15 protein-coding genes are annotated in these 13,869 nt (G+C 46.6%); 11 read left to right on the forward strand and 4 right to left on the reverse strand.

All coding sequences use genetic code 11. The features are described 5' to 3' along the window. Nucleotides 1-309: 309 nt before the first annotated feature. From QP339_RS03180 to lacA, 4 genes are all read right to left on the reverse strand, one after another. Complete coding sequence (locus QP339_RS03180) at nt 310-1,074, reverse strand: DeoR/GlpR family DNA-binding transcription regulator (RefSeq protein WP_070620635.1); 765 nt, start codon at nt 1,072-1,074, stop codon at nt 310-312. A 27-nt stretch (nt 1,075-1,101) separates the two neighbouring features. Further along, nucleotides 1,102-2,046, reverse strand: a complete 945-nt coding sequence (locus QP339_RS03185; RefSeq protein WP_284910392.1) for a hexose kinase — start codon at nt 2,044-2,046, stop codon at nt 1,102-1,104. A gap of 656 nt (nt 2,047-2,702) precedes the next feature. Continuing rightward, nucleotides 2,703-3,218: a galactose-6-phosphate isomerase subunit LacB gene (lacB, locus tag QP339_RS03190; protein ID WP_284910393.1), complete on the reverse strand. Its 516-nt coding sequence runs from the start codon at nt 3,216-3,218 to the stop codon at nt 2,703-2,705. 26 nt (nt 3,219-3,244) lie between these two features. Beyond that, nucleotides 3,245-3,673 (reverse strand): galactose-6-phosphate isomerase subunit LacA, encoded by a 429-nt coding sequence (lacA, locus tag QP339_RS03195; RefSeq protein ID WP_070620644.1) that lies wholly within the window; start codon nt 3,671-3,673, stop codon nt 3,245-3,247. A gap of 270 nt (nt 3,674-3,943) precedes the next feature. Between lacA and lacD the strand changes: the two genes are divergently transcribed. The 11 genes from lacD (at nt 3,944) to QP339_RS03250 (ending at nt 13,865) form a co-directional block, all read left to right on the forward strand. Next, nucleotides 3,944-4,933, forward strand: a complete 990-nt coding sequence (gene lacD / locus QP339_RS03200) for a tagatose-bisphosphate aldolase (RefSeq protein ID WP_070620647.1) — start codon at nt 3,944-3,946, stop codon at nt 4,931-4,933. A 12-nt stretch (nt 4,934-4,945) separates the two neighbouring features. Beyond that, nucleotides 4,946-5,422 (forward strand): PTS sugar transporter subunit IIA, encoded by a 477-nt coding sequence (locus QP339_RS03205; RefSeq protein WP_284910394.1) that lies wholly within the window; start codon nt 4,946-4,948, stop codon nt 5,420-5,422. A 19-nt stretch (nt 5,423-5,441) separates the two neighbouring features. After that, entirely contained in the window at nt 5,442-5,741 is a 300-nt protein-coding gene (locus QP339_RS03210) for a PTS sugar transporter subunit IIB (protein ID WP_284910395.1), read from the forward strand. Nucleotides 5,742-5,770: 29 nt separating this feature from the next. Continuing rightward, entirely contained in the window at nt 5,771-7,174 is a 1,404-nt protein-coding gene (locus QP339_RS03215; RefSeq protein WP_284910396.1) for a PTS galactitol transporter subunit IIC, read from the forward strand. A gap of 124 nt (nt 7,175-7,298) precedes the next feature. Then, nucleotides 7,299-7,967 carry an HAD family hydrolase gene (locus tag QP339_RS03220; protein ID WP_284910397.1) on the forward strand — a complete coding sequence of 223 codons (669 nt, stop codon included), beginning with the start codon at nt 7,299-7,301 and terminating at the stop codon, nt 7,965-7,967. Between the two features lie 245 nt (nt 7,968-8,212). Continuing rightward, nucleotides 8,213-8,893: an N-acetylmannosamine-6-phosphate 2-epimerase gene (locus QP339_RS03225; RefSeq protein ID WP_284910398.1), complete on the forward strand. Its 681-nt coding sequence runs from the start codon at nt 8,213-8,215 to the stop codon at nt 8,891-8,893. An 18-nt stretch (nt 8,894-8,911) separates the two neighbouring features. Continuing rightward, nucleotides 8,912-9,808 (forward strand): N-acetylneuraminate lyase, encoded by an 897-nt coding sequence (locus QP339_RS03230; RefSeq protein ID WP_070620666.1) that lies wholly within the window; start codon nt 8,912-8,914, stop codon nt 9,806-9,808. A 42-nt stretch (nt 9,809-9,850) separates the two neighbouring features. Continuing rightward, nucleotides 9,851-11,395, forward strand: coding sequence for a sodium:solute symporter family protein (locus tag QP339_RS03235; RefSeq protein ID WP_284910399.1), 1,545 nt, complete (start codon nt 9,851-9,853; stop codon nt 11,393-11,395). Continuing rightward, the gene (locus tag QP339_RS03240) at nt 11,395-11,838 is read left to right on the forward strand and encodes a NanQ anomerase/TabA/YiaL family protein (protein WP_284910400.1); all 444 of its coding nucleotides are present in this window, start codon (nt 11,395-11,397) and stop codon (nt 11,836-11,838) included. The genes QP339_RS03235 and QP339_RS03240 overlap by 1 nt, the downstream gene beginning before the upstream one ends. A gap of 12 nt (nt 11,839-11,850) precedes the next feature. Further along, nucleotides 11,851-12,750 (forward strand): ROK family protein, encoded by a 900-nt coding sequence (locus tag QP339_RS03245; RefSeq protein WP_284910401.1) that lies wholly within the window; start codon nt 11,851-11,853, stop codon nt 12,748-12,750. A 284-nt stretch (nt 12,751-13,034) separates the two neighbouring features. Then, the gene (locus QP339_RS03250) at nt 13,035-13,865 is read left to right on the forward strand and encodes a MurR/RpiR family transcriptional regulator (RefSeq protein ID WP_284910402.1); all 831 of its coding nucleotides are present in this window, start codon (nt 13,035-13,037) and stop codon (nt 13,863-13,865) included. Nucleotides 13,866-13,869: the final 4 nt, after the last annotated feature.

Genomic DNA, 13,869 nt, shown 5'->3' on the forward strand with positions numbered 1-13,869 from the left:
ACAATCTAGCAAAGCACTGTTTAAGCTTGCTAGATTGTTTTTATTGTAGAGAGTTGAATAGATCTTTTAATGAGCTACTTTCGAATGAGGGCTCTGTTTGAAAGTTCACGGCGAGCAACTTTCGACTAGGGCTCCCATTTGAAAGTTCGTTACTTTCTACTTCCAATTAGAACCCAGATTCGAACGTTCACAAGCAGCAAGTTCACAAGCGGAATGGTGACCCTCACCAACATACTTTACTATTACCAACAAAAAACTAGCAGTTCGGCCGATAAGGTCGAGCTGCTAGTTTATTAATCATTATAAAGTTTAACGTTCCACCTCACCACTCTCGATCTTCGTGCTAGCTTCAAGAGGTCGGATGAGAGGTTCGTTGTGGTCAATGAAGACCTTAGTGATGTCTTCAAGCTTGTAGTAAGTATAGAAATCGCGCTTGTCGATCTTAGAGCTATCGATAATTAAGTAGCGTTCGGTCGAATTATTCAAAGCGATCTTTTGGGCGTTGCCTTCTTCGAAGGTGGCAGTCATAATATCGGAATTATTCAAGCCATTACAGGAAACGAAGGCCTTATGGAAGTTGATACTAGCCAGGGCGGCATTAGTAATAGAGCCGTGGAAGGATTCGGTGATCTTCCGCATTTCGCCGCCCACTAGGTAGAGTTTCATCTGTTTTGATTTCTCGTTGAGGGTCTTAAAGACAGGCAGGCAATTGGTCACCACGCGCAGGTCCATGTCGTCCATCATGCTAGCAAAGATTTCCATGGTTGTCCCTGGTCCCAAGAAGATGGTTTCACCTGGCTTGAGATAGGGGAGGGCGGCACGCGCAGCCGCTTTTTTGAGATCAATGTTGATGATTTTTTTGTCGCGATGGGAGAGTTCCTTATTGGGATAATCATTCAGGCTGACTGCTCCCCCGTGGACCCGGCGCAGTTGGCCGCGCTTCTCTAATTCATCGAGGTCACGCCGGATGGTCATGTCAGAGACATGGAGTTGGTCGATGATATCAGTTACCTTGATATGCCCGTAGTGGTTGACCTCCTCCACGATATAATTTAAACGATCCTCTTTTAACATCTTGCTAGCTCCTTTCCCTAAAGAATTTTAGGTGTTCGGATAGTTTTTAATTTCAATTTGGTCATAGATAGTTTGGAAGTTGTCAGGGTTTACATGCCCTGTCTTCTTCTCCATAGTATTTAAAATTCCAGCCGTCATCCCATATTTGATGACCTCTTCTGGCGACTTGTGCTGGCTGATGGCAATGGCTAGGCCAGCGATCGTGGAGTCGCCAGAGCCAACGGGGTTAACGACTTCAATACTTGGAATATTCGCCTTGTAGAACTTGTCTTGGTGCTTGACGAAGGCGCCCTCACCACCTAAGGATACCACAATCCATTCAATGCCTTGGAAACGAGGATTCAAGAGCGCTTGGTGGAGGCTGTCGAGGTCGCTAGGGTCGAGGGTCTCACCAATGAGGTCCCCCAGTTCATGGTGGTTGGGCTTAATCAAGAGGGGCTTGTCGGAACTTGCGATGGCGTCAGCTAAGAATTGACCGGAGCTATCGAGTAAAGTAGCTACGCCGGCTTGGGCGGCGCGGCGGATGAGCTCAGTATAGAGGTCGGGGGAGAGACCCTTAGCCATGGAACCTGAGATGGTCATGGTGTCCACCTGGTCTAGTAGGCCTTGAAATTGGTCGAGAAAGGCTGCCTCTTCTTCTTTAGAGATAGTTGGGCCGCTTTCGAGGATTTCGGTCTGCTTGCCCTCGTGGAGGATAGCAATCGAGTCTCGGGTTTCACCTGCACAAGTTGAGAAAGCATTCTTGATGCCGTCACGGTCGAGCTGGTCCTTGATGAAGGCGCCATGGTGGCCACCTAGAATGCCAGTGGTTAAGACATCTTCGTCGAGCTGGTGGATCACCCGGGCAACATTCAAGCCCTTACCACCAGCCGTCTTACTGACTTCCTGGCATCTGGTCACCCCATCAATTTCAAGATGGTCAATAGGGTAAGAAATATCGATCGAAGGATTCATCGTCACAGTTAAAATCATGGGAGAGGCTCCTTTCTGAAGCGGGATTAGAATTTTTATTTTTAATTCTCCTATTTAATAAACAGAAAGTCATCTGTTCGGTTATGAGCAGGAGTGGAGCGTTGAAGTTGGTCCTTAGCCACGTATAAGCAAGCGAAGCGAATTACGGAACGTAGGCGTTAGCCGTTACTAGCCCAAACCTGCTCCAAAAGTCAACCCTGACTCCACTTCACAAAATCTAGGCGAGCCTTTAGCAAGGCTCTTCTAGATTTTGCTCCAGTGGTTCAGGCTTAACCGACTTTTGTCGCACTCTAATTCTTTGAGTCTCGCTAGGCGAGAAGAAGGTAACAACGCTGCTCGCGCAGCCTTGAACTTCACCTCTGGCCAGCATACGATATCTGTAATCTCACGCTGTTCGAACAGCTATCGCATAAGTCGCTTCGCTCCAAGAGCTGAAGCTGCTCGAGCCGATGCTGCTATAGCCGTTGGAGCGCTAGCGACTTACGGATATAGTACAAAACGGCTTTAGCCGTTCTTGACCCTCTAAAATTTAAGGACCAAATTCAAAAGCGCAATGTATGCTCACTAGCAGAATTTGTGTAAGAAAACTGAGAAACACTGTAGCTGGTGTCTATCGGCCTAACTACAGTGTTTCAAGTCATGGAATCCATCAGGCCCTAATCGTGGTAATAGCCTTCATTCCATTTTTCGAGATATGTATCGAAGAGATGGTCGCTATGTTTACTGTCATCTTGACTATCTAGGCTGGCAATTTGTTCAATGAGGGCCTTGTTTTCAGGTGTTTCTTGGTAGTCTTCGTGAATGAAAGCTTCGATAATATCGCTCATCAAGAATTCCCCTGTGATCTTGCCGCCAAAAGCGATAATGTTGGCGTCTAATTCACGCCGGGCGTAGAGGGCACTGGTCATGTCGCGAACCAGGGCAGTCCGTGTCCCAGCGACCTTATTGGCTGCATTGGAAATCCCAACACCAGTCCCGCAAAGGACAACCCCGAAGTCGACATCGCCAGAAGCCACGAGTTCGCCAACCCGTTTCCCGAAGATAGGGTAGTGGGTGCGGACGAAGCCGTAAGTTCCGACATCGATCACCTCATGGCCCTTCTCTCTTAAGGTATCCGCAAGGGCAATCTTAATATCTGTCACAATATGGTCACAACCAATAGCAATTTTCATTTTTTTAACCTCCTCAGTCTGACGAACTAGCACATTTCGTTGAGCATATCGACGCGGACTTGGTGGCGTCCAGCAGCATAGTCTGCTTTCAGGAATTCACGCACAATATTGCGGGCCAATTCAGGGCCAACAATTTCTTGGCCTAGGGTAATGATGCGGGCGTTGTTGTGTTCCCGGGTCATATAGGCTGTCCGTTCATCAGATAGGTTGGCGACGATAGCGCCCTTGTGCTTGGTTCCGGCCATGAAGCTGCCCACGCCGTAAGCATCAATAGCGATGCCTAATGTTTTATCATCTGCCTGAACCTTGTCGACGATTGCTGCAGTTGAGGCAATGAAGTCCTTGGCTGGTGTCTCAGTCACATCGATAATCTCATGGTCTGTTGTTTCCAAATAAGCTTTGATGGTTTCTTTAAGTTCGAAACCGCCTTGGTCTGCTCCAATAACTACTTTCATTTCATAGCCTTCCTTCCATCATTAAAAAGCATTGTTTGAATCTGTTTGTTTATAGTTTAGTATGTTTGAATGCGAAAGTCAATCCTTTCGCTCGCAAAATTTAACAAAGAAAAATAAGATAGTCAGACAAATCCTATAAATATATAGTTAATTCCGTCTATAACAAAAATGAAAGCCTTTATATAAAGTCCTTGACAATTTAGTGGAAGCGTTATAATATAAACACAACAGATAAACAAAAACAAACATTTGGAAGAGGAGTGTTTACAAATGAAGAAAGTCTCACAAGCCAAGCTCGACCACTTGAAGAAACTATCAACTGACAACCAGGTGATTTCTGCCTTAGCCATTGACCAACGGGGTTCCTTGAAGAAGATGCTCCAAAGTGCAGGGGAAGTTGAAGATATTCAAAAAGAAGTGGAACAGTTTAAGATTGCCATTTCAGAAGAATTGACCCCTTATGCGGCTTCCATCTTATTGGACCCAGAATACGGCTTACCTGCCGCTGCTAAGAAGGATAGCGATTGTGGCTTACTCCTAGCTTATGAAGAAACAGGCTACGATGCTTCCGAAGTGGGCCGCCTACCTGACCTCCTACCAGACTGGTCAGCCAAGCGCATCAAAGAAGAAGGCGCTGACGCCGTTAAATTCCTCCTCTACTATGATGTAGATGAAGACGAAAAGATTAATAATTGGAAACACGCCTTCGTTGAACGGATCGGGAGCGAATGCCAGGCAGAAGATATCCCCTTCTTCCTTGAAATCCTATCCTATGATGCCAATATTGATGATGCGAAAGGCAAAGAATATGCTAAAGTTCGCCCACACAAGGTCAATGAAGCGGTTAAAGTCTTCTCCGATGACCGCTACCAAGTGGACGTGCTCAAGGTTGAAGTGCCAGTCAATATGAACTTCGTGGAAGGTTATGGCGACGAAGCAGTTTATAGCCAAGAAGAAGCCAAGAAATTCTTCCAAGAACAAGACGCCGCAACAGACTTACCTTATATCTACCTATCAGGTGGGGTATCTGCCCAACTCTTCCAAGACACCTTGAAATTCGCCAAAGAAGCCGGTGCAGCCTTCAACGGGGTATTATGTGGCCGTGCGACTTGGGCAGACTCCGTTCCAGAATATGCAGAAAAAGGCGAAGCCGCTTGCCGGGAATGGTTGAGCACCCAAGGTAAGGAAAATATCCAAAACTTAAACCAAGTCTTAGCGGACACTGCAACGCCTTGGACCGATAAGATTTCAGCAGAATAGAGAGGGGATACTATGACGAGCAGCTTATTTGCTCCGGAGACCTGCTTTGTTCTTGGGGGAGAGAATGCAGAGGAAATCTTTAGACAAGTTGACCAAGAGCTTAAGCAACTAGACTTGGTTAAAGAGGGCTTCCTCGACAGCTTAATTGAAAGAGAGAAGAACTATCCTACAGCCTTAGATATGCAGCCTGTGAATCCCAATTTCTCTAACATTGCGATTCCTCATACCGAATCAGAATATGTGACGGTGACACGGATTGTGCCCATTAAGCTCACAAAGCCTGTGACCTTCCACAGCATGATCCAGCCTGACCAGGCCCTTGAAGTTGGCTTCCTCTTTATGCTCCTAAATAAAGATGCTGAAGCCCAGGCTGGTCTACTGGCCCAAGTCATGGATTTCTTTAACCGGACAGATGCAGACAAAATTGAAGACTTCCTAGCCAGCGAAGATCCTAAAGCAATCTATCAATTTTTACAAGAGAACTTCTAGAAAGGAAATGGTGTAGAAAATGGTCAAAATTCTAGCAGCATGTGGCGCAGGGGTTAACTCCAGCCACCAAATCAAAGATGCCTTAGAGACAGAACTCTCAAATAGAGGTTATGATGTCCATTGTGATGCCGTGATGATCAAGGATATTTCAGAAGACATGATGGAAAAATACGATATCTTTGCTCAAATTGCGGATACGGATTTAGGCTTTGAAATTCCAATTCCAGTGGTCAACGCTGGACCAATCCTTTATCGTATTCCTGCCATGGCTGAGCCTGTTTATAATGAAATCGAGCAAGTGATTAAAGGGCTGGGTTAGTTTAGAAGCCTTAGTAGGAGTGGATAAAAATGGATGGCATCATTGAATTTGCCAATACGATTCTGCAGCCAATTATCGATTTAGGGCCTGCCCCTCTGATGACAATTGTGCTAACGGTCTTGGCCTTATGTTTTCGCGTGAAATTCTCTAAAGCCCTTGAAGGTGGGATTAAACTAGGAATTGCCTTAACCGGGGTTGGGGCGATCATGAATATCCTCACGTCCTCCTTCTCAGAAGCCTTAGCAGACTTCGTTAAGGGGACGGGGCTACAGTTAAATATTACGGACGTTGGTTGGGCACCGATGGCAACCATCACCTGGGGGTCGCCCTATACCCTCTACTTCATGTTGATCCTTTTGGTTGTCAATATCCTCATGTTGGTAGCCAATAAGACTAACACCTTGGACGTCGATATCTTTGACGTTTGGCATTTATCCCTAGTTGGTTTATTTGCAATCTATTGTGGGGCTCCCCTCTTGGTCGCTACCATCTTGGTTGTCTTCATCGGAGTCCTGAAGATCATCAACTCAGACTTGATGAAGCCAACTTTCAACGATTTAATGAATGCCCCAGATGGCAACCCTATGACAACGACCCACATGAACTATATGATGAACCCGATCATCATGGTTTTCGATAAGGTTTTCGACAAATTATTCCCCTGGCTAGATAAATATGACTTTGACGCAGCCAAGCTCAATAATAAGATTGGCTTCTGGGGATCAAAATTTGCTATCGGGATCTACCTGGGACTCTTTGTTGGGATCCTCGGCGGCCAAAGTCCAGACAAGATCTTGACTTTAGCCTTCACCGCAGCAGCCTGCTTGGAGCTCTTCTCTGTCATTGGTTCCTGGTTCATCGCCTCAGTCGAACCATTATCCCAAGGGGTAACCGATTTTACCAGTAAACGTTTCGAAGGGCGTACCTTCAATATCGGCCTGGACTGGCCTTTCATTGCGGGGCGTGCAGAAGTCTGGGCAGCAGCCAATGTCCTAGCTCCGATTATGTTGCTTGAAGCACTCATCTTACCTAAGAATGGGATCATGCCTTTAGCTGGGATTATCGCCATGGGCTTGACCCCAGCCCTCTTGGTGGTGACTCGCGGTAAGATCATTCGGATGATTACGATCGGGGCACTGGTTCTCCCAACCTTCCTATACGCTGGGACCATCATGGCACCCTTCGTTACCGAAACTGCTAAGAAAGTCGGCGCCTTCCCAGCAGGAGTTGATAGCTCGGCCTTAATTTCAGGGACGACCATTGAAGGCCCAGTTGAAAAATTCTTAGCTTACTTTGTTGGGAATGCCTCCCAAGGTCAAATTGAATTCATTATCTATGCCGCCATCGCTCTAGTGATTTACACCTTGCTCTTTGTTTGGTATGCCAAACAAATGAAGAAGCGTAACGCAGAGTATGCTGCAGAGAAAAAATAGATCCTCTTTATAGGGGAAGACACCATAACAGCGCTAGACAAGATGTCTGAGCGCTGTTATTGTATAATTAAAGATTTACAAAATAGAACGGACTTCACCTTATTTATGGACCTAGGAGGGTATCATGAAAGCATTAAAAGCAGTGATTTTTGATATGGATGGTTTGATGTTTGATACAGAGAAGGTGGGTTACGAGCAGACGAAGCGGGCTGCGGATGAGCTAGGCCTTGACTATGATATCGAAGTGTTCAAAGGCTATCTTGGGACAAATGAGCAAGAAACGTTAGCTTATATTCATAAGCACTATGAAGGACAGCCGCAAGTCGATGACTTTATCGCTTTGACGGTTCGATACATCGAGGAAGCCTTAAAAGATCCCGATAATATCGATGACAAAAAGGGGCTTTATGACTTGCTCGACTATCTCAGGTCGCGACAGATTAAGCTCTATATTGCTTCGAGCAGTCGGCGGGATGAGATTATCCGCAACCTAGAGGGAAAGGGGATCGCTGGTTATTTCGAAGGGATAGTAGCTGGCAATGAAGTCAAGCGAGCCAAGCCTGACCCCGAAATTTATCTAAAAGCTTTTGACCTGACTCATACCGAAGATAAGCAGGAAGTTTTGGTTCTTGAAGATTCAAAGAATGGCGTCCGAGCAGCCTACCGGGCAGGACTTCCAACAATTGTGGTTCCTGATTTGATCCCAGCAGACGAAGAAGTGATGAAGAAGGCTGTGGCGGTCAAAGAATCTTTGGCGGATGTGATTCCATATATCGAGAGCGAGTATGCTTAAAATCAGGAAGCCCTTTTAATCTAACAGCTGCAAACAGTGCTAGATAAGTCTCTAGTGCTGTTTTTTTTATGGACTAAATGGAGGATTTTCCCTGAAAGTAAATTCACCCAACTGAGCTAAAAACTAATGATAATCTTCATAAAATAAAAGTACTTTCAGTTTATCGCCATTATATTGAAAAAGGGTTTGCATTAGCATAGAATAAGGCATGTAAAGGATTACAAAATTTATAGGAGGGATTAAAGATGCTAGAGTCGGCAAAAGGCGAATTGATTGTTTCCTGCCAGGCACTTGATGATGAGCCTTTGCACAGTTCATATATTATGTCGCGGATGGCGGTTGCAGCCCAGGAAGGCGGTGCCAAGGGGATTCGCAGCAATTCTGTGGCAGATATTGAAGCAATCAAAGAAGTCGTAGACCTTCCCATTATTGGGATTATCAAGCAGGACTATCCGGACGCAGAGATTTATATCACCCCAACCATGAAAGAAATTGATGCCTTAGTGGCCACGGGGGTTGAAGTGATTGCCTTGGATGCCACAGTTTCTAAGCGGCCCAACAATCAAAAATTAGAGGATTTTGTGAAAGAAATTAAGGCCAAGTATCCCGACCAAGCATTGATGGCGGATTGCTCCACCTTAGATGAAATGTTAGAGGCTGATCGTTTAGGCTTTGATTATATTGGGACGACCATGGTGGGGTACACAGAACAAAGTAAGGAACTCAAGATCGAAGCCAATGATTTCGAATTGATCCGCCAAGCCCTAGACCAAGTCGACCATCCCATTATTGCAGAGGGGAACATTGATACTCCAGACAAGGCGCGACGGGTGCTTGACCTCGGAGTTTACAGCGTAGTTGTCGGCTCAGCCATTACCCGCCCCCAATTAATTACAGAAAAATTTGTCACTAAAATTCATCAATAGATAGAAAGGGTTTTTAAAATGACTAAACGTACAGGAAAAGATATCAAAGGCATTATCGCAGCGCTCCTCGTACCTTTCGATGCGGAAGGTAAGGTTAATGAAGCGGGCCTCCGTCAAATCGTCCGCCATGACATTGATGACATGAAGGTGGACGGCCTATATGTTGGCGGGTCAACCGGGGAAAACTTCCTCCTCGAAAAAGAAACCAAGAAGCAAATCTTTGATATTGTAAAGGATGAAGCAGGCGATGCTGTTAAATTGATTGCCCAAATCGGTGGGACCAACTTATACGAAGCCATCGAATTAGGGCAATATGCGACCGATTTAGACTACGATGCCGTATCTGCTGTGACACCTTTCTACTATAAGTTCTCCTTCCCTGAAGTGAAGGCTTATTATGAAGACATTACAGCGGCTGTTGACAATGATTTGATCATCTACTCTATCCCAGCTTTGACCGGAATTGGCATGGGCATGGCTGAATTCAATGAATTACTGGCTATTGATAATATTATCGGGGTGAAATTCACCGCTGCTGACTTCTTCTTGTTAGAACGTCTCCGTCATGCCTTCCCAGATACCAAGATTTACTCCGGCTTTGACGAAATGTTATTCCCAGCAGCCATTTACCAAGTCGATGGGGCCATCGGATCAACCTACAATGTGAACGGCATCCGAGCCAAGGGGATCCTCGATGCAGTGGCTGACAATGACTTAGCCAAGGCCCGTCAACTCCAAAAGGAAAGTAACGACTTGATTGAAGCCGTTCTCGCCAACGGCCTCTACCCAACCTTGAAACGTCTCTTACAATTACAAGGTTGCGACCAAGGGGACTTCTTAAGCCGGAAACCAATGGCTTCAATGACAGAAGCACAAATTAAGGAAGCAGACCGTATTTACAAAGAGTATGTATAGTTAATGAAATAGCCGTGCTGGCTTGTGGGGAGGAGACTAGCTATGAATTCAGGCGGGTTTACGACAATCGATTTAATTATCCTGATTGTCTATCTATTAGCGGTGTTGATTGCAGGTTTATTCTTTTCAAAACGTGAGATGCAGGGTAAGGAGTTCTTCAAGGGGGATGGGTCCATCCCCTGGTATGTGACTTCTGTTTCTATCTTTGCGACTCTTTTGAGCCCGATATCCTTTATGTCCCTGGCCGGGAACTCTTATGCCGGGACTTGGATCATGTGGTTTGCCCAATTAGGGATGTTGGTGGCCATACCGATTGCCATTCGTTACTTCTTACCGATTTATGCCAGGCTAGATATTGATACAGCCTATGACTACCTTGACAAACGCTTTGACTCTAAGATTCTACGTATTATCGGGGCAGCGCTCTTTATTATCTACCAAGTAGGGCGGATGTCTATCATCATGTACCTGCCTTCAGCTGCCCTGGCTCTCCTAACAGGGATTAATGTGAATATCCTGATCATCCTAATGGGGGCTGTCGCTATTGTCTACTCCTTCACCGGTGGGATTAAGTCGGTACTTTGGACGGACTTTATCCAAGGCTCTGTCCTCCTAGTTGGGGTGACCTTGTCCCTCGTCTTCTTGATCCATGATCTGGATGGGGGCTTTGGCACCATTATGAACCACTTGACAGCCGATAAGTTCTTAGGGCCAGATGAAGTGCTCTTCGATCCCAATCTCTTGCACACTTCAGTCTTCCTCTTGGTTGTCGGGGCAGGCTTTAATACCTTATCGTCTTATATTTCCAGTCAAGATATTGTCCAACGCTTTACCACGACCCAAGATATTAAGAAATTAAACAAGATGATGTTCACCAATGGGGCCCTGTCAATCTTCATTGCGACCGTCTTCTATCTGATTGGGACCGGGCTCTATGCCTACTATCAAATCCAAAACCCATCAGATCCAGGCGCGCAAATGCCCCAAGACCAAATCTTCACCTACTTCATTGCCTACCGCTTACCAGTTGGGATTACCGGTGTCCTCCTAGCTGCTATTTATGCCGCTAGCCAGTCCACCTTATCCACTGGGCTGAACTCAGTTGCCACTTCTTGGACCTTGGATATCCAGGACTTACTGACTGAGGACCTCGATGACGCCAAGCGGACTTGGATTGCCCGCTGGGTATCTCTAGGAGTTGGGATCTTCTCAATTGTGATCTCGATTATCTTAGCCCACTCTGAAATTGTATCCGCTTACGAATGGTTTAACAGCTTTATGGGACTGGTCCTTGGGGTCCTCGGCGGGGTTTTCATCCTCGGCGTCTTCTCCAAGCGTGCCAACAAGTATGGGGCTTACGCTGCCTTGATCGTGTCTTCTATCGTCATGATCTGTGTCAAATATGTCCTGCCAGCTGATAGCGTGAGTATCTGGGCTTACTCCCTGATCTCAATCGCGGTTTCTCTGATCGTCGGCTATGTGGTTTCCTTGATCTTTAAGACTGACCAGGCCCAAGCACCGAAATACACAACCATTTATGATATCCCTGAAATTAAAGAAAATGCTGATTGGATGGTGAGAGACTAATGGAACTCTATGATATGAACCACTTAACTTATACGGACCGCCAAGCCCTGCACCGGGTGGCGGCCTATCTCAAGACCCATGATATTTCAGAAGATGAGCCAGGCAACTATCCGATTGAAGAGGGTTTCTTCTACAATGTGATTGCCTATGACACGACCACGCCGGACCAGAGGGTGTGGGAGAGTCACCGGGACTATATTGATATCCATGTGCCTATTGAAGGCAAGGAACGGATTGCCCATAACTTCATCGCCCATATGATTTTGGGCGACTATGACCCAGGCGATGACTTCCAAGCTTCTGAAGGCCCCGCCCAATCAGAGCTAATCATTGCACCTGGTCAAATCTTAGTCTTAGACCGAGAAGACGTCCATAAGACCGGCTTGATTGTGGATAAGAGCCAGAGCATCAAGAAGGCTGTCTTCAAGGTCAAATACGATTAAGGAGCGTTTGCCATGAAGATTCTAGCCATTGATATTGGGGGGACAACTATCAAGTCAGACCTCTATGACGCTCTCGGTCAATCCCTGGGACACTTTAGGGAAGAAGCGACAGCAGTCTCTATTGAAGACCAGACCAATGGCATTCTTGACCAGGTCTTGGCCCTAGTGGATGACTACCAAGCAAGTGTAGGGGGTCTGGATGGGGTGGCCATCTCCAGCGCCGGAGTCATTGACTCCCAAGCGGGGAAGGTCATCTATTCGGGCTACACCATCCCCGCTTACCAGGGAACGAATTTCCGCCAGGTCATTGAAGAAGGACGAGGCTTGCCCTTCAGTATCCTAAATGATGTCAATGCAGCAGCCTATGGGGAGTTCTGGTTGGGGGACTATGCGCCAGACGCCAGTCTCATATGTTTGACCATTGGCACAGGAGTAGGAGGCGCTGTCCTCATCGATGGCAAGATTCACTTCGGTCGCCAGTTTAGTGCAGGCGAAGTGGGCTATCTCCCGGTTGGCTCGGACCGCTTCCAAGATGTCGCGTCGACGACCGCCCTCTGTCGGAACTATGCCGCGATGACCGGCCAGGACCAGGTCACAGGTCGGGAGGTCTTTGCGGCTTACCAGAGAGGAGATGACAAGGCAGACCAAGCCATCCGTCAGTTCACGGAAGCCCTGGCCCAGGGCTTGCTGCCCATGGTCTATCTCTTGAACCCAGATGCCATTATCTTAGGAGGGGGCGTCATGGCCCAGTCAGCTATCCTCCTGCCTCGGATTGAACAAGCCCTAGCAGAGCGGATTGAGAGTGACTTCTTCTTGCCCGAAAAGATTGCAGCTGCAGGCTTGGGTAATGAAGCTGGCCGCTTAGGGGCTGTCTACCATTTCCTCCAAGAACATCCTGAGTTTAGTAAATAAAAAACGAATAAAAAATTTCCCTAGGGCCTGGCTCGAGATGAGACAAGTGGCTAGGGAAATTTTTTGGGTATTTGGCTATAATAGAGAGTGAGCATAGTCTCTTAACTAAATAGTGCTGGCGAGCATCCGTTCTGCTTTGAGTTTGGCCGTTAAAGAGCCGTAGCTAACGACCAAACTCAAGCTCCACTCCTGCTCTTAAGTAGAAGGAATATAAAGAAGCTAGCCCTAAAAAAGAAAATGATAAATATCAACCAATCGACAAAGAGGAGATAGAGGAGAAGGTTATGATTAAATTTTCGCAGAGTATTCTACCTTTGATTGAGACGTCTTATGAATCTCTAACGTCAACGGAACGGATTGTGGCGGATTACTTCGTTGAGGACAGCCACCAGGACGAAGACTACTCCATTGAACACCTAGGGGAGAGCCTCCATGTGTCCCCGGCAACTTTTACCCGTTTTGCTAAGAAGTTGGGCTATTCGGGTTACCGAGAGTTTCTCTATGATTATCGGACAGGTTTGCCCAAGAAGCAAGATGATCCCGCCAGTCAAAACATTGAAAAAGTCTTATCTGACTACAATGCCATCCTAAATAAAAGCTATAATTTAGCCAATTCAGACCAACTCTTCCGGATTGCCCATGCCATCCGTCAAGCCAAGCGGGTGATTATTTATGGCGTAGGGAGTTCCGCCCTAGCTGCTGAGGAGATGACCAGCCGCTTGTTGCGCCTAGGGATCGTGAGCGCTACGGTGAGTGATGCCGATGCCATGCGCGTCCACCAGGTAGTTATCGATGAGGAGTGTTGTGTCCTCGGCTTTAGTATCTCGGGACAGAAGAAGGTGGTCCTCAACAGCCTGCGCCAAGCAGCTAAACAGGGAGCCTATACGCTCTTGGTGACAGCTAATTTCGATGTGTCATTGAAGGACCAATTTAATGAAATTGTGCGTGTGGCGACAGTGAAGAATTTGAATTCCGGCAACCGGATTTCCCCGCAATTACCCATTATTATTATGTGCGATATTATCTACGATTACCTGATTGAGATTGACCGGGAGAATATCCAGCGGACCTTTGAGCGGACCATGGATGTCTTTGAGGAAGGGGAGATATTGTAGTGTA

It is taken from the genome of Aerococcus sp. UMB7834, from assembly GCF_030215145.1.
Taxonomy (GTDB): Bacteria; Bacillota; Bacilli; order Lactobacillales; family Aerococcaceae; genus Aerococcus.

Excerpts from the sequence above, each read along its gene's own strand:
- QP339_RS03205 (WP_284910394.1), top strand. The coding sequence starts at position 4,946 with ATGACGAGCAGCTTATTTGCTCCGGAGACCTGCTTTGTTCTTGGGGGA.
- QP339_RS03185 (WP_284910392.1), bottom strand. The coding sequence starts at position 2,046 with ATGATTTTAACTGTGACGATGAATCCTTCGATCGATATTTCTTACCCT.
- QP339_RS03235 (WP_284910399.1), top strand. The coding sequence starts at position 9,851 with ATGAATTCAGGCGGGTTTACGACAATCGATTTAATTATCCTGATTGTC.
- lacA (WP_070620644.1), bottom strand. The coding sequence starts at position 3,673 with ATGAAAGTAGTTATTGGAGCAGACCAAGGCGGTTTCGAACTTAAAGAA.
- QP339_RS03245 (WP_284910401.1), top strand. The coding sequence starts at position 11,851 with ATGAAGATTCTAGCCATTGATATTGGGGGGACAACTATCAAGTCAGAC.
- QP339_RS03230 (WP_070620666.1), top strand. The coding sequence starts at position 8,912 with ATGACTAAACGTACAGGAAAAGATATCAAAGGCATTATCGCAGCGCTC.
- QP339_RS03250 (WP_284910402.1), top strand. The coding sequence starts at position 13,035 with ATGATTAAATTTTCGCAGAGTATTCTACCTTTGATTGAGACGTCTTAT.
- QP339_RS03220 (WP_284910397.1), top strand. The coding sequence starts at position 7,299 with ATGAAAGCATTAAAAGCAGTGATTTTTGATATGGATGGTTTGATGTTT.
- QP339_RS03240 (WP_284910400.1), top strand. The coding sequence starts at position 11,395 with ATGGAACTCTATGATATGAACCACTTAACTTATACGGACCGCCAAGCC.
- QP339_RS03180 (WP_070620635.1), bottom strand. The coding sequence starts at position 1,074 with ATGTTAAAAGAGGATCGTTTAAATTATATCGTGGAGGAGGTCAACCAC.
- lacD (WP_070620647.1), top strand. The coding sequence starts at position 3,944 with ATGAAGAAAGTCTCACAAGCCAAGCTCGACCACTTGAAGAAACTATCA.
- lacB (WP_284910393.1), bottom strand. The coding sequence starts at position 3,218 with ATGAAAATTGCTATTGGTTGTGACCATATTGTGACAGATATTAAGATT.
- QP339_RS03215 (WP_284910396.1), top strand. The coding sequence starts at position 5,771 with ATGGATGGCATCATTGAATTTGCCAATACGATTCTGCAGCCAATTATC.
- QP339_RS03210 (WP_284910395.1), top strand. The coding sequence starts at position 5,442 with ATGGTCAAAATTCTAGCAGCATGTGGCGCAGGGGTTAACTCCAGCCAC.
- QP339_RS03225 (WP_284910398.1), top strand. The coding sequence starts at position 8,213 with ATGCTAGAGTCGGCAAAAGGCGAATTGATTGTTTCCTGCCAGGCACTT.